Annotated in this window: 17 protein-coding genes; 3 read left to right on the top strand and 14 right to left on the bottom strand. The window is 42.8% G+C overall.

Features of this window, described 5'->3' with window-relative positions:
- Positions 1–21 precede the first annotated feature (21 nt).
- From L4D09_RS12485 to L4D09_RS12475, 3 genes are read left to right on the top strand one after another with little or no spacing between them, the layout of a single operon-like run.
- The gene (locus tag L4D09_RS12485) at positions 22–915 is read left to right on the top strand and encodes a phytanoyl-CoA dioxygenase family protein (RefSeq protein WP_428457833.1); all 894 of its coding nucleotides are present in this window, start codon (positions 22–24) and stop codon (positions 913–915) included.
- On the top strand, positions 909–2,102 hold the full coding sequence (locus L4D09_RS12480) for an MFS transporter (RefSeq protein ID WP_428457832.1): 1,194 nt from the start codon (positions 909–911) through the stop codon (positions 2,100–2,102). The genes L4D09_RS12485 and L4D09_RS12480 overlap by 7 nt, the downstream gene beginning before the upstream one ends.
- Before the next feature lie 11 nt (positions 2,103–2,113).
- The gene (locus tag L4D09_RS12475; protein ID WP_428457831.1) at positions 2,114–2,956 is read left to right on the top strand and encodes a glycosyltransferase; all 843 of its coding nucleotides are present in this window, start codon (positions 2,114–2,116) and stop codon (positions 2,954–2,956) included.
- A gap of 103 nt (positions 2,957–3,059) precedes the next feature.
- Here L4D09_RS12475 and L4D09_RS12470 read toward each other — a convergent pair whose 3' ends face one another.
- The 14 genes from L4D09_RS12470 to arfB form a co-directional block, all read right to left on the bottom strand.
- A complete protein-coding gene (locus L4D09_RS12470) occupies positions 3,060–3,956 on the bottom strand; it encodes an aspartoacylase (RefSeq protein WP_428457830.1) in 897 nt (298 codons plus the stop codon).
- 192 nt (positions 3,957–4,148) lie between these two features.
- Positions 4,149–4,943 carry an NPP1 family protein gene (locus tag L4D09_RS12465; RefSeq protein WP_428457829.1) on the bottom strand — a complete coding sequence of 265 codons (795 nt, stop codon included), beginning with the start codon at positions 4,941–4,943 and terminating at the stop codon, positions 4,149–4,151.
- Between the two features lie 100 nt (positions 4,944–5,043).
- Complete coding sequence (locus L4D09_RS12460) at positions 5,044–7,137, bottom strand: metallophosphoesterase (RefSeq protein WP_428457828.1); 2,094 nt, start codon at positions 7,135–7,137, stop codon at positions 5,044–5,046.
- 24 nt (positions 7,138–7,161) lie between these two features.
- A complete protein-coding gene (locus tag L4D09_RS12455; protein ID WP_428457827.1) occupies positions 7,162–8,283 on the bottom strand; it encodes a PTS fructose transporter subunit IIC in 1,122 nt (373 codons plus the stop codon).
- Positions 8,276–8,590 carry a PTS fructose transporter subunit IIB gene (locus L4D09_RS12450; protein ID WP_428457826.1) on the bottom strand — a complete coding sequence of 105 codons (315 nt, stop codon included), beginning with the start codon at positions 8,588–8,590 and terminating at the stop codon, positions 8,276–8,278. The genes L4D09_RS12455 and L4D09_RS12450 overlap by 8 nt, the downstream gene beginning before the upstream one ends.
- Positions 8,591–8,600: 10 nt before the next feature.
- Positions 8,601–9,119 carry a hypothetical protein gene (locus tag L4D09_RS12445; protein ID WP_428457825.1) on the bottom strand — a complete coding sequence of 173 codons (519 nt, stop codon included), beginning with the start codon at positions 9,117–9,119 and terminating at the stop codon, positions 8,601–8,603.
- Positions 9,120–9,317: 198 nt separating this feature from the next.
- Positions 9,318–9,653, bottom strand: a complete 336-nt coding sequence (locus tag L4D09_RS12440; RefSeq protein ID WP_428457824.1) for a SemiSWEET transporter — start codon at positions 9,651–9,653, stop codon at positions 9,318–9,320.
- A 49-nt stretch (positions 9,654–9,702) separates the two neighbouring features.
- Complete coding sequence (gene ptsP, locus L4D09_RS12435) at positions 9,703–12,234, bottom strand: phosphoenolpyruvate--protein phosphotransferase (protein ID WP_428457823.1); 2,532 nt, start codon at positions 12,232–12,234, stop codon at positions 9,703–9,705.
- A 90-nt stretch (positions 12,235–12,324) separates the two neighbouring features.
- Positions 12,325–14,955 carry a glycoside hydrolase family 38 N-terminal domain-containing protein gene (locus L4D09_RS12430; RefSeq protein WP_428457822.1) on the bottom strand — a complete coding sequence of 877 codons (2,631 nt, stop codon included), beginning with the start codon at positions 14,953–14,955 and terminating at the stop codon, positions 12,325–12,327.
- 11 nt (positions 14,956–14,966) lie between these two features.
- Positions 14,967–16,061, bottom strand: a complete 1,095-nt coding sequence (locus L4D09_RS12425) for a PTS fructose transporter subunit IIC (RefSeq protein ID WP_428457821.1) — start codon at positions 16,059–16,061, stop codon at positions 14,967–14,969.
- A gap of 11 nt (positions 16,062–16,072) precedes the next feature.
- Positions 16,073–16,387 carry a PTS fructose transporter subunit IIB gene (locus L4D09_RS12420; protein WP_428457820.1) on the bottom strand — a complete coding sequence of 105 codons (315 nt, stop codon included), beginning with the start codon at positions 16,385–16,387 and terminating at the stop codon, positions 16,073–16,075.
- A 10-nt stretch (positions 16,388–16,397) separates the two neighbouring features.
- Complete coding sequence (locus tag L4D09_RS12415) at positions 16,398–16,904, bottom strand: hypothetical protein (RefSeq protein WP_428457819.1); 507 nt, start codon at positions 16,902–16,904, stop codon at positions 16,398–16,400.
- A gap of 284 nt (positions 16,905–17,188) precedes the next feature.
- The gene (locus L4D09_RS12410) at positions 17,189–17,632 is read right to left on the bottom strand and encodes a hypothetical protein (protein WP_428457818.1); all 444 of its coding nucleotides are present in this window, start codon (positions 17,630–17,632) and stop codon (positions 17,189–17,191) included.
- An 88-nt stretch (positions 17,633–17,720) separates the two neighbouring features.
- Positions 17,721–18,134, bottom strand: a complete 414-nt coding sequence (gene arfB, locus L4D09_RS12405; RefSeq protein WP_428457817.1) for an alternative ribosome rescue aminoacyl-tRNA hydrolase ArfB — start codon at positions 18,132–18,134, stop codon at positions 17,721–17,723.
- Between the last annotated feature and the right edge of the window lie 30 nt (positions 18,135–18,164).

Below are 18,164 nucleotides of genomic sequence, written 5' to 3'. Positions count from 1 at the left end.
CTTATAAATTTAGGTATATATATGACATTTCCATACAGAAGTGAGGCCTTTTGGGGCGAGAAAAGAGCCCAACTGGCAGAGCAAGGTTACACCGTCATTGAGTCTGTTGTTCCCGCTTCGCTGAGGCAAGCCTCAATTGATGCTATTTGTGATTTTATGGCTGTAGATCTCAAGGACCGACGGACTTGGTATAAAGATGATCCAATTAATGATTCGGGCTCAGTTCCAATGCACCACCACCCAGCTTTTTGGCAAGTTCGTCAACACCCAGATATTTACCATGCTTTTGCAAAGCTCCTTGAGGAAGAAAAGCTTTGGGTAACGATGGATCGTGCTTCGTTTAAGCCACCCTGCCGATATGATCTTGAGCAATACGGTAACGATCAAAATCGGATGCACTGGGATTATGATTTCCGTAAATTGGACGAACCTGTCTATCAGGGGCTGATATACCTGACAGACACCGAAAAGAGCCAAGGCGCATTCGGTGGGCTACCTCAAGTTTACCGCCAAATAGTCAATAACACTTTTCATGATCCAGAACTGTTCGATAAATTCACTATCAATGGCCTATACCTTGAAGAGGTATACAAGTTTACAGAAGAAGATATCACCCGTATTGATGCCCCCGCAGGCAGTTTAGTTATCTTCGATAGCCGGCTACCACACGGTAATGTTTGCACACACCACTTTGACCCCCGTTTTGTCCAATTCATTGCAATGTACAAAGCGGATAGCGCACGACATGTACCTGAAGTTCTTCACCAGTCCAGAGAAGAGCGTATTAATTGCTATGAGTCCTCGCGTCCTCCCGCATGGCTTCGAGGCTGGCGCGGACAATTTGACCCTGAGCCCTTTAAGCCAGCAGAGCTAAGCCCTCTTGGTAAAAAGCTGGTGGGGCTTGAGCCGTGGTAAATAATAATCAGCATGCCAATTCAATAAAACCCTTGAAGCACAAACTACTCAGCGCTCTACCTATCGCCAGCTTATTCTGCGTACTTGGTTTTAACATTGGAAGTTGGGCTTCACGGCTTGTTGATCTGAAAATCGCAATGGCAATAACCGAGGCTCAACTTGGGTTTTACTTGTTAGCCACTAGCCTTGGGGCTATCGTCGCCTTTCCCATTACAATTTGGTTTCTTCATAATCTTGGTGCTAGAAAAACATCGCTATTACTTGGGATAGCAGCAACGTTATTGCTACCACTTTTGATGCTTAACCAATCTTATCCCATCGGACTGATATTAATGTTTTTTGAAGGCATTTGTTGTGCAGGTATTAATGCTTCAATTAATACTCTAGGCAGTGACTTCGAGAAAAAACATCATATTAAGTGTATGTCACGTCTGCACGCTGTTTTTAGCCTAGGGCTCGCAGCAGCAGCATTGCTCTCTATGGGCGTCATTCACTATATTTCTGATGAGCTTATTTACCATAGTATTTTCGTATCAGGAGTACTCATCACCCTGATCATTTATGCTTACTTTGGTCTTGATAAAAACGAAGCTCCCACAGCTTCAGAGCGGAAAAAAGAGCGCAAACTCATAAATATAAATACCTTAATACTCGGTACCATTGTCTTTTGTGCAACAATCATTGAGGGCTCAATGAATGACTGGAGTGCCGTATATCTACGTGAAGTGATCGGTACGACAGCAAGTATCGCCCCCTCAGGAATTTTAGTTTTCTCGATTGCCATGTTTATCGGGCGCCTATTTGCCGATAATTTACGTCAACGCTTTCCTGATCTTGTGCTAATCGCAATTGCTGGTTTTTTCGTTTCTATCGTCCTGTCTATCGGTCTATTTATTTCAGGGCTAGCGGCAACTTGGGTGTCATTTGCCATTGTCGGATTAACTGTTTCTTTAATTTCCCCTGCTATTTATGCCACAGCAGCAGCCATCGGACCTGGAAGCCTTTCTTTGATGGCTACTTTTGGTTCTACAGGCGGAATGGTTGGCCCTCCGCTAATCGGATTTATAGCGACTCATTTCGGGCTTACTACAGGTATGTATATGGTTGCGGCAAGTGGCTTAATTATTACATTTGCTGCTATTCAACTGCTTCAACGCCAACAAACTACTCAACTTCGCTCAGTTTAGGATAAGGAAATATGACATTAATCAGCGTGATCATACCAACATACAATTGCTCTGACTTTTTAGAGAAGACACTTGAATCTCTCTGCCATCAATCACTAGCACATGATCGATTCGAAGTTATTGTGGCAGATGATGGCTCAACCGATAACACCAAAGAGCTGACTTTCAGTTTTTCTCAAAAGCTTAATATACAGTACTGCTACCAACATGATCAGGGCTTCCGAGCCGCAAAAGTACGAAACCTCGGATTAGCGCAGGCAAAAGGGGATTACATTCTTTTTCTTGATAGCGGTGTTGTATTGCACGCTGATAGCTTACAAATCCACATGGATAAAATTGAAGAAGATACCAACTATATCCATATTGGTTTCTGCCATGGCTTTGAAGAACATTTTGTGGCTAAAAACAAATTTAGCCAACTTCTCGCTGACAACAATTTTTCTGAATTATTTACTGCACTTAGCGCGCATAACTCAAATCAAGATTGCCGCCAAAAATTACTCAATGAAATTGGCCACATACGTGGCTATGAAGCCTATCCATGGTTATTTTGCTGGGGGGGGCACCTTTTTGGTAAAGCTGCTTCATTTAGAGACATAGCAGGGTTTGATGAAAGTTTCACTCATTGGGGAGGTGAAGATGTCGAACTCGGCCTTCGTCTTCATAAAGCAGGATATCAATTTAAATTAGTTTTAGAGGCAATGGCGTACCATATCCCTCACCCCAAAGCTGAGACAGCAAATGCAAAAGCTACGCATAACAATTGTCACTACATTCATGCGAAACATCAGCTTCCTATTACAGGAACAATGATCACTAAAGATTGGGAAGATATCATTCGCAGCGTAGGCTAAATTTGGAAAAATGGGCAGATACTTATTGATTAATATAAGTGCATACATCTAAACAAATGCAGCAGCCTAGTACGCTGCTGCATTTCCGCTGAAAGTTTGAAAATTACACTTCAACGGTCACTTTCTTCGCTAATGACATTGCAAGGTTATTGTCATAATACGCGGCTTCGTTGATAAAATGTGGGTAAGCCTCGTAATCACCTTCCCAATAGATTTCACTGCCATCAAACAATGTAAAAATTGGATCGCCATTATTTAATACTTTGAAATCTGCATCTTGCACAGAACGGTGTACCATGCCTGCTCGCTCACCGCTTTCATCTTCTGGCAGCTTTAACGTTTCATGATATTTGAAAGCTTCATAGCTTGCAGGTAGTTCAGGCAAGCGGTCTTGATTATACAGGTCGACAAAATCAAGAATATGGGATGTCATTTCGTCCATCCAATCAAGAATATCTTGGCGGATCACCGATTGCGGCTGAGGCCCGACTTCAACAATCACCCCTTGGTTGGTAATTGAACTTAAAAAATAATGCTCTTCTACCGAGACTTGATCTTCTAATACAACCACCGCATCCGGCATCTGCATTTTTACATAAGCACCAAGCTGGCGGTTAAAAGCATCAGACTGCAACAGTATTAACGAAGGCCCCATGTTACTGGTGGTGTTGTGGAGGTCGATAATGAAGTCTGTTTTAGCATTACCTTTTGGCCCGAGTTGGGCATTTAATACCTTAGCGCGGCTTTGTTCATAGTTTGCTAGATTGTCATCATCTAGATCGCCTAAGCCAAACTGTCGGTTCATATCACAATCAAGATAACGCTTATTCTCTTCAAACGCTTTTGGATTTGCAAAAACCGTTTCGGTCGAGAATGTCTCACGCTTCACCAATGAAGGCGATTGCTGCCACTTTCGTAACAGATAAATGCCGCTAAACTCATTACCGTGGGTTCCGCCAACAATGGCAACAGTATCAATCGTGTTCGTCCTTGTAGTCACCGCTTTAACTCGCTCTGTAATTTCTGAATTATCTTAGATAAACAGATAACAGTTTCAGAAAGCTTTTACCAGAGAAATTACATTCGTTCCTATTCTAGTAAGCTGTTTTTAAGTTGATTTTTTATTTCTTAATCTCCATTCGATTTCACCACTATTTATCAATATAAGAGATGGGGGTTACTCCCCCATTTTTCAGAAAGTCGGATTTGACGCCTCTATACTCTGTTGCGTAAATTCTGGATAACCTGCTGGTTTATAAGTGTTAAGGTTAGTTTTAAAATTGCTATCTTTTAATGGAATGGTTGCTTTTCCATAATCGAAGCTATTTAATTTATTTCTCATCGCCTCATTACTTATCGCATCACCAGTTAATTCATACCAACTGATAATGACTGGCGTAACAAAGTAACCATAATTATTCTCAGCCACTTCATCAGGCTTAGCAAAACGCATAGCATGTGTTAGCCCTCCATCTTTATGATAGACAAACTTAATCTGCTGGCCTTCCATAGGAAGATCCTGCACAGGCTTAGTGTTTAGATCGCCATGTGCACTATAGCTACCATGAGTGATTTCTCCATTCTTGGTCCATACCGCGACATATTCCCAATCATGGCGGTGGCCAAACCAATCCCAACCGGCCATGGTTTGATCTTTTTCAAAATACAAAGAATAAAAGTGGCCGCAGTAACTATCACCCTGATCATCAATACAAGCATAGCGATACAATGTATTTGATGTCTCCAGGAAATAGTCATCACGGCAATCACCAGTAATCGGCCCCGAGTTATTTAACCCCGGATTTTGTTCTCCACTGCGGCTGATCCCTGCAGCAGGTAAACAGCCATCAGTATCAAAATCAAAGACTGGTTCATTACCATTTATAATACCGTTAACAGGAACCGCTTCATCCAAGTGTTGAAAGTCAGCGGCTTCTGAAGTTGTTATAAACAGTAAACCTATTAGCAAGCTATATTGTGTTTTCATTGTTTTACCTTTTGTTTTTCAAAAAAGGCAATCAAACAATAAATACTGGCAAGTACGGCAAAATCTAGACATATTTATCAATTCATTGCCCGACTCTGTCTTATTTGTTCAAGTCTGAAATCGCCCCTTTTTCTAAATCAAGCTCAAAATGGTAGCTTGGCTGGCCACTGGCAAATTTAGACAAAATGCCAAATAACCCACCGAAGCGCTGTTTAAAGACATCACCAAACTGCATCGAATCAGTATGAGTACCCGAGGCATGACTATCGATCACATGACTTGCTAAAGTACTGGCAAGTAATTCGTATTGCGGCATACGAGAACGATCAATATCTTTGAACGCTAGTTCATCAGCATTTCTTAAGCGGTAAAAATCAACGGCGAGATCAAAGCCATTCCACACTGCAAAATCTGATAATGCAATTCCTTGTTTGGCGGCAACCTGCTCTGCTTTTCGGGTTGCTTGAGCCCATGCTTTTTCAAAAGCAGGATCTTTAATCTCTGCTGGTTCAAATCGTACTGAGCTTTCCTGGCACATTTCTATTGACTGGCGACCATCACTTAAGCTGGCGACTTGCTCTTGGGTTAACGGACTATCAAGCTGACTTAAAATCATCATTTGGCGTCCATCCAACGCAAAAACCATCTGCTTTAGATCACAAGGCCACTCTTCAGGTAAAAAGCGCATTCTGGTTAATTCAGTGATATGCCAATTAGTGAATTCGTAATAATCACGAGATGTGAGTACATCTTTGTTCCAAATTTCCTCATTACCTTTGGCCTTGAGGTGCTGCCATTCTTGCTCATAATGCTCAAACAACTCATTAAAGCGTGGGACTTGGTCTAAGATCACCGTTTCAACTTCAACTTGTTGTTTTGGCTTGAAGGTCAGGAGTTTGTAGGCCGGTACATATGCCGCCATTGAGGGTGCCTGAATATTAAACAGGAAGGAGCCATCATCATAGTGCTTTACACCGGTATCATTAAAATGCATGTGGCCACCAACATGCAGTTTGATCCCTGTTTGCGCCAACGCTTTACTAACATCTTCTTTTGGCGAACGTGCCAACTGGAAATTACCAGCCCCAAAGATATCTTCGATGGTTTCAGCTGCATCATTGTAGAATTCCGTCATAGGGAAATGACTGAAGGCCACCAGCGTCTTACCCTGAGCATCAGCACGCTCTACAACATTTTTCATCCAATCAATAACATGCGCTTTATGAGTCAGCATTTTGTTATAGCCTGCATTTCCTGAACCAGCAAAGTTAGCAGCCAGCTCTGGCTGAGCCATATCAGCATCAGCGTTTGGAAGATATACATTGGCATCAATCGCTAATAACCAAAGCCCTTCCACTGGCTCGACTAAGTAGCTGGTATCAGGCACCATAAAACAAGCTGAGTAGTCCTCTTGCTTATAACTTCCCCCTGTTCCTTCATGGCAAATTTCATACTGCCGCTTACCGTACTCTGCCTGCTCACCCGCGATTTCAAATGTATAATCTTTTTGGTTATAACTTGAATATGGTGTCTCCCAGTACACATTTGACGATTGAGGGAAGAAGCCAAAGTCTGCCAGCTCAACCATAAGCCCTTCATAGCCAAGCTCTCGAATTTCTTCCGTACAGATGGTTGGTAGCTCATAGCCCGCATCAATCACCGTTGACGCACCTTCATAGCCTTGGCATTCATTTGCCCCTTTGCTGTAGATGCGCTGCGTTTTGCCATCCTTACCGAGGAAATCTCCCTCACCGCTTGGGCGATCAAATGGCCTAACCGGATCGTGATTACCTGGAGCTGCAAAAAACTCAATGTCGTGTTCGTTGGCGTATTTATCGAGTATTTTTTTCAAGCCTCGGATATGAACGGGTTGGCCATCATCACTAAAATCACCGGGTAGCGCGATGTATTTAACTCCTCGCTTAACGGCATCATCTAAAGCCGCCAATAGGGCAAAGTAATTTTCATTAAACAAACGGGTTGAAGTCAGCTGCGCATGCATGCTGCGGATTGTCGCTAACTCACCACTTTTGCTGTTTTCTAACCCTTGATAGCTGCCGTCTTTAAATTCACCGTAAACATCGTGAAAGTGGATATCAGGCATAAAAGCGACTTGGATATTCTCTGCTGCTATTGCAGTTCCAAGACCACATGAAAGAATGGCTGCCACACTACTTTTTATGATCCTTTTCATCGAAGGAGTCTCCATGACAATTAATTATTGGGCTTTGGTAACTTTGAACTTCGGTTTTGCTTCTTCTTTCTTTTCAGGTAGTTCTTCACCTTTAAATATCAGCAAAGAGCCTACGGCAATAATTCCAGAACCAACGGCAATTGCGAGTACGTATACCCCCCAACTCTCTACCGCTAACCAACCATAAAAGCCCGAAATTGGTGCTCGGTTTACGGCACCGAGGCCTACTGCTAATGCCGCACCAACTGCAGAACCAATGACGTTAATGAGAATAATTTTCGGGTTGGCCAATGCAAATGGGATCGCCCCTTCCGAAACACCGATCAGTCCCATCAGCGTTGAGGCTTTACCTGCATCTTGTAAAGATTGAGGGAAACGTTGTTTCCAAATAAGGGTTGCTACACCGATGCCGATAGGTGGAATAATAATGGCGACTTGCGCCGCAGTATTCGGATCATAAATACCGGATGCCAGCATTGCCATCGCGGTTGTCACAGCGGCCTTGTTGATAGGCCCACCTAAATCGAAACCCACCATTCCGCCAACAACAGCGGCAAGAACAACCTTGTTACTGTCAGACATACCCAATAACCAGTTTTCAAGACCACGGTTCATCGCCGCGAGTGGATCGCCAATGATGTACATCATGACAAGGCATGCGAGTAGTGTTCCCCCAACCGGAATGATAAAAATAGGGCCCGCTGATGCAATTGATTTTGGCAGTTTCACCTTGGTGACCAGCATCTTAACGATATAGCCAGCAATAAAGCCTGCGACCAAAGCGCCAAGGAAACCTGTCCCAAGATCTTTAGCTAACAGACCTGCCACCATACCCGGAGCGATACCTGGCTTATCAGCAATTGAAAAAGCAATATAGCCAGCAACCACAGGAAGCATTAGGCTTAGGGCAAGTCCACCAAAACCATCGAAGGCATGGAACATTCGCACCAACGCATTTGCAGCTTCTGCATGACTACCATCCCAAATATTATCAATGCCATAAAAAGATGCGCCAATACGCGCAATCCCCATAATCACTGCACCAGCAATGATCAGCGGCAGCATATAAGAAACACCGGTCATGATAGCTTGTTTCACCTCGCTACCAACTGTTTTCTCTTTTTTATTCAACGTAAACTTAGCCATTATTTATTTCCTCACATAGCGCTTCGAAAACAGCGTCTCCATGTTTAATCGGATCGGCTACCGCACACTCCAATACAGGTAACCCACTAAATTTCTCTTTATTTGAAATCGCAATTTCTGCAGCAATAATACAACCATCCGCACGGGCAATATCATCTTCAGTTATTTCATTTTCAATACCTAGGCTTCCCTGAGTTTCTACTTTTACTTCATGCCCTAGTTTTTCACCGACCATTGCTAATGACTCAGCAGCCATATATGTATGAGCTACACCTGTCGGACAAGCAGCAACACAAACAAAAAACATAAGTACCTCTCTAACTTTTCACTGGATTAAAATAGAAAAAGCACAGAAAAGACGTAATTGTCTTCCTGTGCTTTTTTATATAAGTAAGATATTGATGGCCAAAGATATTTATAGAAGAAAAGGATAAATAAACAGGGTTAGCATTATCATCTGCAGCCGGATCCCCAGCATTACGATGACATGACTGTATTTGCTTAACAGACGAATCACCAAAAACATGCTTTAATAATTTAAAATCAACAACTTGAAGTAAAACACTTGTCTTTACATCACCAATCGAGGCTAAATTGCTTTTCTGCATGTAATGATATTTCTGGGTACTTCCCTGCGTACTCAAACTCTCCCATAAGCTAGACCATTGAACAGCAATATCATCTAAATTATCATTTTTGTTATATTCAACTCCATTTAAGTCTTCAGATTTTGGAATCAATGAAACACTAATTTTTTCAAGCATCACTAGCAAAGAGAGAAGCCATTCGCTACCCCTTCCTACTATTTTACTTAAAAATAAAAGCTCTTTTAGCATTGAGTCCATCCAAACTAAATGAATAATTAACAAACAAATCGTATCAGCATTAACATCATAACGTCTAAGAGCAAGATCACATTACTAATAGTATTTAATTAAATAATTAGTGATATATATTTCATCCATAATCAGCTAATTAATAATATGCATAGTTCGTAACAAGAATATTGCAATAAAATCCACACTATATTCAACTTAGGTTTTGATATGAACACCATCTTTAAACTTAAGAAACAATACTATGCTTGCTAAAATAAATGTTATTCCATTTCCTAACACTAGAGGAATATCGTGTGACATATATCCATACACTAACCAGCAAAATACACCAAAAACAAACATGATATACATAACTAATGAAATACCTGTCGTATCTTTGGTCTTAACGGTTTGAATTACCTGCGGTAAAAAAGACAATGTTGTACATGCTGCAGCTACACTGCCTAGCACTGCCGGATGCTCCAATAGATAAGGGAAACCAATCAGACACAAGCTAGAAACCACCATAACGTTCAAAGATAACATTTTCATTTTTGCACAATCCATCCTCGATTCTACTGAATCATTACTACTTGGCTCGTCACGCCACTTGCTCAAATAGGCACCCTTTAAGTAAGGCTGTCGTTTGTTCTGCTGTTTTTGCTTGCACTGGACATGTCTGCATCAATTGCTGCCTAAAATCACTATGCATAAGCTTGCGGGCTAACTTAGAAAAGATATTCATGTGCGTACCATCATTATCATTACTGGATATTGTCAGCATGATCACCGTTGATACCTGCTCATTCTCTTTTTCATTCCATATAATTGGTTCAGCAAGGTGAGCAACAGAAATACTATTGTGCGTAACATGCTCTGATTTACAGTGCGGTACTGCTACACCAAAACCGAGTGATGTAGCAAAGATTGCCTCACGCTCCCAAATTGCTCGTTCAGCGTCATCACCTCGCTTCACCCTGCCTTGAACTTCTAGATTGTCCGTTAAGAGCTTTATAGCATCGGCTTTATTTTTTGCGCTGCATTGTATTATTAAGCGTTCATCAAGAATGTCAGGCTGATTTTGTTGTTGCCAGAACATATCAATACACGCTTTAACCTCACAAGCGGTCTCTTTGCTAATCACTGTTGTTAGCAGTTTTTCACAATCGCTACTGTCCAACCGACTTAAGTGAGCACGTAACAACGCAATATTCGGTGAAGACACACTTATTTCGTCAAACCCCATTGCCAATAGCAGTGGTAAAGCTTGAATATCCCCCGCCAATTCGCCGCAAATGCCTAGCTCAAGCCCAGCTCGTTTAGCGGTAACAGCAAGGTCTCGCAAGAAAGTAATAAAGCTAGGGTTTAAACTGTCATACAGTGACTTAATATATTTATTGCCTCGATCACATGCCATGAAGTATTGGGTTAAGTCATTGCTGCCAATGGAAACAAAATCCACCCAGTTTGAGATCTTCTCCAGCATGTACAACGTTGAAGGTACTTCAACCATGATCCCAAGCCTCCATTGGCCAAGCTGATAACCTTCTGCGGCCAACTGCTCTGCACATTGGTGACATAGCTGATGGATCCATTTGACCTCCTCCACGCAGGAAACCATTGGGATCATAATATCAATAGCCCCCGCTTGGGTTGCACGTAGTAAGGCTCTGATCTGGCTCTCAATCATTGTTTGGTGTTGCGGGTACATACGTATAGCACGGTAGCCGAGGAACGGGTTTTCTTCTTGTGGTAAGTCAAGATACGGTAAAGGTTTATCACCACCAATATCTAGGGTTCTTATAATAACTTGCTTACCGTTTGCTGCGTTTACAACCTCGCAGTAGATTTCATATTGCTCCTGCTCTGTTGGCGCATTAGGGCTATCCATAAACAGCATTTCAGTACGGAATAAGCCGATCCCTTCTGCACCTTGGGTGAATGCAGCTTCGGCTTCCAGTCCTACAGCAATATTGGCGTAAAGTGCCATTGGTCGGCCATCTTTTGCCATGCCTTTGGACGTAACAAAAGGCGCTAACTCTTTTTCTTTTGCAGCAATTTTACGTCCTTCTAAATCATAGAACTGTGCAACGGCATCATTAGGATCCCGAATCAAACAGCCATGTTGCGCATCCAAAATAGTCCATTCAGCCCCCCGAATGAATGACGGTAAGTTATCGATACCGGTTAGCACAGGAATACCAAAAGAACGCGCCAGAATAACCGTATGGGAAGTTTGACCGGCATGAGCTAATACGATGCCTTTAAGATGGGATTTGTCGAACGCAAGCAATTCACTTGGTGTTAGATTCTCGGCAATCACTATGCTGTCCGATGTCAGGACAACTGGATTATTCAACGGATTACCAACGACAATACCTGCTAGCTGAACGCACAAATCTTCAATGTCTAGCGCTCGTTCTCTCAAATAGCTACTTTCGCTATTCAGTAGAGGGGCTTTTAGTTCACTGGCGGCATCTGCTATTGCCCTAAGGCTATTTGGTTGCGAGGACTGATTTAACAGCGCGTCACGAAATATACTGTCACTAGCAATCTGCCGATGAGCCTGCAAAATGGCCTGTTCTTCTTTTGTGTTTTCACCCAGCATTGCCAAATTATCTGCTAGCTGCTGTTGTAGCTTTGCTAGACCAGTTAACAAAGACTCTGTAATGACCTCACTTTGCTGGCGCTCTGCTTTATCAGCCAGTTGATATAAATCGACTTGGCTACAAGAAACGGGTTTACCCTGTCCAACCCCTCTTGAAACCACACTACCACGCACAAGTTTGGGGCTTGCCATCACTAGAGAGACAGGTAATGGTTGATCGTCGTTATTCTCAATTACAGCAACTGCCTCATCACAATGTTCAAAATCACGCTCAATGAAATGCTTCATGTGCTCAAAAGCCGCAATTTCATCTTCACCGTCAAACACAAACTGGCAAACATCCCCTAACACACTATCGGTTCCAACCAGTGACAACACACTTTTCGCGTTAGCCCTTGTGCCTTTCGTGCTATTAACCAAAGATATTTGGCACTGAAACGCTTGTGCTCGGCTTTCTATTTCTGCGGCTGGCCTCGCATGTATGCCATTAACCAGTACATTTTTAAATTCAAATTGTTTCGTCATGATAATACCTAATGCATTTGACAAATTTTGGGGGTGTACGAAGCCACTCACCATCATTGTGACGGTGAGGGTTTATTATCTATACGTTAGTTACCGTTCGGTTGGGCGTAACTTCAAAGCAATGAGTCCCTGCTTCGGAATCGTCGTCGTTGCTGTCGCCTCGACTTGGCCTCGCTCCATGCCATCGGCAACTTCAACCTGCCAACCGGATGGGAGCTCACCCAATGCTACCGGCTGACAGCTGTTATTTATCAACCTAACGATAATGGATTGAGCATCGTCTTCCGCGGTTTTAATCGCACTCACTGCAAGGGTTGGTAGATTAAATGCCATCAGGCTGAAATGTTCTGGCGCTCTAAACACTGGTGGGGCGATCATAAATCGCTGAACCACTCCGTTGTGCAGTGTTAGCGGGGCTGTTAGCCAATGCTTTACACGCTGGCACAACTGGGCTTGCATTGCTTTTCCACTGAACGGATACAATGCAAGGCGGAACGACAACGGTTTCTTTAGTTGCGAGTCAGGGCTTACGTCCGGTAGGCCGGACAAACGACCAGGGCGGTATTTCAAATCGGGCTTACCCACATAGCCTGCAGCACGGAACAACGTAATCGCGATTGACTCTGGGTACTGCTGATACTCACGGATCCCATCAGTAAAAATCGCAATCCCGCCATGCTTAGTTTCGCCAGCGACCAAACTTTGCATTGGGTAGATAGGTACAGGACATGATGTCCATTCCTGCGCTTGCCACACAGACAGTGCTTGCTCATCATCACCACGACGGATCAGACCAATCGGCTGGTCGGCAATGCTCTCCCGATTAAGGAAATCGCCGTTGACGTGCAACTGTAAGCGATGGTCATCAACTTGATTTTCAAGCTGTATCTGAATATCAACTTGCTCACTGTTTTGCTTAAGTGAAAGTACCATTTCCACGGTTTGTTCTGTGCTACATACTTTGTCAGCACGCTCGTGCAGGTTGCTCGGCAAAATAACCTGATAAGTAATGCTGATCGCTGAGCGTAGCGAGCCATGGGATACCTTTATCTCCGTCGCTTTCGTCGTCAGTGTAATAAGGTGATCGCTGTGAGGCGCTGAGAAATCATAATTATCTCCATCGTCTCCACCATCGATTAACGTCAACAAATCGTCCCAATGCTCACCTGTGACGTTATTTGTCAGTGCGACCTTACCAGCTTCATCAACACTCACCGACAAGTAGTCGTTGTAAATTTCCTGAGACCGTATGCTCTCAACGGGTTCATGCGCTTTCGGTTCATCATCACTGCAATCGCTATCTTCCAACCGTTCAATTAGAAGGCTACGATAGCCACAAGCTGGCAGCGCGTTCAAAGAAGCAACAATGCGATGGCGATACCACGATTTAAAACGTTCATCACCTAGCGTTGTTGGATCCTGAACAATAGCGTTGATATCAACCAACTGGCACGCATCAAGCTGGAACTCGACAGGCTCATCACCGTCATATAAAGCAAACTGGCGAGTCGGTAGCACCAACTCTAACTCTACCAATGCATCACGTACATATGGCAACGGATTAAAAGCGAGTACATATTCACCGTTCAGCCCTTTGGTTGACGCATCTGCCAACTGTTTTAGCGTGATATCTTTCAACCGTTCTGCACTTTCACGTACTGCTTGAATCCGCGCTAATACCTGCTGGTTGACTGAATCGGTATTACAGCCACCAATCGAGTCATGTGCATGGCTTTGCATCAGCTGCTTCCAATTCTTTTCCATCAAGCCATAGGGGTATTTCAATCCTAAGTGGTTAGCCACAGTTAGCAAAGGTTCTAACTGATTGACCATCAGATTTTCAACATCGCTATTAAGCTTCTTAATATCGTATCGGGTTGAATAAATACCACGGTGGATCCGGCTGTATTTTCCATAAAGCATTTCACTTTCTACCACAGGCAGTGAGCCTCCAGTGGTAGCGGTGAAATAGTCCTCAAAGTGGCACAATTGATAACTGTAATCTCGTTCACTATTGGCATGTTGGATTGCTTGTACCGTCTCACTCTGCCATGGTTTTTGATCATGCCCGCCCATAAACAGGAATTGTTCACGTTCACCAGGCCAAAAACGTTCGGTCATTTTTTGGTCAATCCCATCGAGATGACAACTCATCGACTTCATACCTTGGAAGGCGCTATAACCAAACTCCAAGACCGCAGTCGTGACTTCGCTACCGTTCGGAGCTCGCCAAATAAACTCGGTGTTTTCAGTGATCCCTTCCCAAATCCCACGCCAGAAAACACACTTATCGATATTAAAATGCTGCAACAGCTGCGGCAATTGCTCACTCTGTCCAAAAGAGTCAGGCACATACCCCACTTTCATCACGGCACCAAAACGCTCAGCATCACGGCAACCCCATAACAAGTTTCTTAGCTGCGATTCACCATGAACAACACACTGATCCGTTTGTGTATACCATGGCCCCACCAATAACTTGCCTTTCTTAACCAGCTCAATAACACGTTGGGTATCTTCCGGAACAACACTTAAGTAATCTTCCAGCATGACCGACTGGCCATCGAGGACAAAGCAAGGTAACCCGTCATCATTTTCTAATTGGTCTAGCACCTGCTGCATGGTAAAAACAAGCAATACCTGAGACTCTTCAGTACTGAAGTACCATTCACGATCCCAGTGGGTATGCGGCACAATATATGCTTTTTTATTCAACGACATGACACTAGCCTCTATGCTGATTCAGGGTGTTTAGTTTGAGATGATTCCAAGGTCTGCTTTTTAGCAAACTGGCGCTTCATCAATACGGTTGTTCCTATCGCGACAAATGCCACGCCTGCTGCTATTGAAACGAGATACAAGAAGAAGTTTGAAGACAGGATAAGCGCTAAAATACCCGCAGCAGGTGCCTCGACTATAGAGCTAAATAAGATGACTAATGACGCAGAAATTGCACTGCCGATGGTATTAACCAGAATCAATGCAGGGTTGGCCAAAATGAACGGTATTGCCCCTTCACTGATCCCAACACAGGACATCATCAACGCAGCACGTCCGTTCTCTTGTAGCTCTTGGGTATAATATTTTTTAGCAATAATGGTCGAAACACCAATACCAAACGGTGCAATCATAATTGCGATATGAGAAGCCGTAACGGGCTCATAAATCCCTTGCGCAAATAGACCTAAGCTCACCGTAATGGCTGCCTTATTAATTGGCCCACCCAAGTCAAAACCCACCATAGCGCCAAGTACAGCAGCCATCAGTACCTTGTTACCGCCAGACATGTCGACTAGCCAATTTTCCAAGCCTGAATTGAGAGCAATAAGCGGATAACCCACAATATATTTCATGGTGAACAATACGATTGCAGTGCCTAATAATGGGATAATCACCATAGGAAGTAGGCTGCGAAACTCTTTGGGTAACTTAATGTTTGCTAGCATCCAGCGAACGAGATAACCGACCATCAAGCCGCCAAGTAATGCTCCGAGAAAGCCCATTTGCATATCTCGAGCCAGCATTCCGGCAATTAAACCTGGGGCAATAGCAGGTTTCCCCGCAAGGCCAAAACCAACGAAAGCCGCAATAACCGGGAATAACAATGTCAGGCCATATAAGCCAAATGTCTTAAGATCATGTATTATTTGCGCTAAGAAAGAGTTACTTTCATTTAAATCCACACCCGTTAACGTTTCAAATAATGAGCCAAACGCCAGCATCATACCACCAGCAACAATAACAGGGATCATATACGACACCCCCGTCATTAAGGCTTCACGCAATTTATCTAATTCTGTTTTTTCTTTTTTTAATAATAGGGCCATGGTAATTATCCTTAATTATTATTTATAATATGCACCATAGTTTCATACACTGCCGCAGGTTGCTTTATTGGATCGGCGACTGCACACTCCAATGTTAATAAGCTCTCAAATCGTTCAGCGCCATCTATTGCAATTTCCGCCGCAATAATTGCGCCATCAGCTCGTTCAATGTCGTCTTCGGTGATCTCATTGTCTATTCCCGTACTCCCTTGGGTCTCGACTTTTATTTCCCACCCGTGCTCTTTACCAAGCACTTCTAACGCTTCTGCCGCCATATATGTATGGGCAATACCTGTTGGGCAAGCAGCTACACAAACAATAAACATATTCACCTCTTTAACAGCTTTTAAGTCTGTTGATTTTCAAGAATAAAAAAACGGCAACCACCTTAAAGTGATTGCCGCTTATTTGATTGATATTAAAGCCTTTTACTAGAAGATCGCGCTCAAATAAATTAGCAACTAAGTTGTTGAACATCACAGCTCTACCCGGAGCATAACGGTAAAAGCTCACAAGAGAACTCGCAGATACTCCTTTAGAAAAATATAAATATGTGAGTAACAAAACAGAAAGTAACGTTCGCACTTGTGCTGCACAAGACAAAAAGTTACGTTTCCAGCGAGTGCAAGTTACACCATACCAATAGCGCACTTTCTTACCGATTAAATCACCAACACAGATATAGAGCTGATTGTAGTTTGAGGCTACTTCGTCAAACTCTTTATCAGAATCCATAATTAAATTTTCATTATTATGAATGCAAGCGCAAGAATAAATAGCATTAACCAGAGTGTATAAAACACTCTGGATAAAGGCTATTAATGTCTTTGCATTCAATTTCATTCTAATTCCCACCCATGAAGTGAGATAATCATATACAGGATATAAAAAATATTGTGTGAGGTGTTTCACAATTGATGTTTTAATCATTATTTATTTTTAGTACATGGCATCTAGCACTAGTTGTTTTATTTATTACTATCACGTTGCTTTGACATAAAAAATAAATAAAGATAAACAGCCAAATATGTTGTGCTCTATCGATACCAAGCTCTACATAAAAACTCGACAATTCGGCTGTTGTTATGATGACTTATGCCAATCTGGATAAGTCATTGATCTAAGTATTACACAGCCTTTACCTGAGCCACTTTTAAATAGGCATGTAGCTCGCCGTTTTTATACTCTATTGCTGAATGGATGCTACTGGCTTTATTCGCGATAATCGCACTTTGATAGTGGTTATCGCCTTTGAAAATCGACAACTCAATAAGACCATCAACTAACTGCCAACTACCGGTCGTTCGTAAACGCTTAAACAGCGTAAACTCATCCAGTGAACCATCGGGGTAAAGCATCAGCTCGGTAATATAACCCGCACTACAAGTTTTTATCCAATGCTGAGTAGTAACTTCATCATGCGTAAAATGCCGTTTAGTGGTCAGCCATTCATTTAAGGCTTGCTGCTCTTCGGCGTCGGGCGCAGGCAAATCATGGCGTTCGAGCAGACGAACACGTGCTGATTCTCTGTAAAAAAGTTGAAGTAGCTGCTGGGTTTTCTTTTCAGACATCCTGATCACCATAAAAAAGCATTAGATAACAAACTGTAACGCTTCTTTATGACAATATTCTATTTAAACTCAATTTTTGCCAAGCATGTCAAAAGTTAACTTTACCTCTTAACGTCTTGGTTTGTCCCCGTTGTGTTTTTTTATCAACTCTACGTTTCTGGGAGTTTCGGGTTGGCCTTGTCTCTCTTCGAGACTTTTGTTGCACCACAGCAGATTGGATCAGTTCTTTCAAGCGCTCTAATGCATCTTCTCGGTTCTTCTCTTGAGTACGAAACTGTTGCGCTTTAATGATAATAACGCCCTCTTTTGTAATCCTGCTATCAGACAGCTTTAATAGCCGTTCTTTGTAAAAAGCAGGCAAGGTTGAGCGTTGAATATCAAAGCGTAAATGGATGGCACTAGAGACTTTATTGACATTCTGTCCACCTGCTCCTTGGGCTCGAATTGCCGTTAATTCGATTTCCCAGTCACTCAGTTGAACAGCGTTTGAAATGTTTAGCATAGCAATACAGAAAAATGACTTCGTTAAAAC

Source organism: Photobacterium makurazakiensis (assembly GCF_050336715.1).
Lineage (GTDB): Bacteria > Pseudomonadota > Gammaproteobacteria > Enterobacterales > Vibrionaceae > Photobacterium > Photobacterium makurazakiensis.
This window is presented reverse-complemented; position numbering and strand designations above follow the sequence as displayed.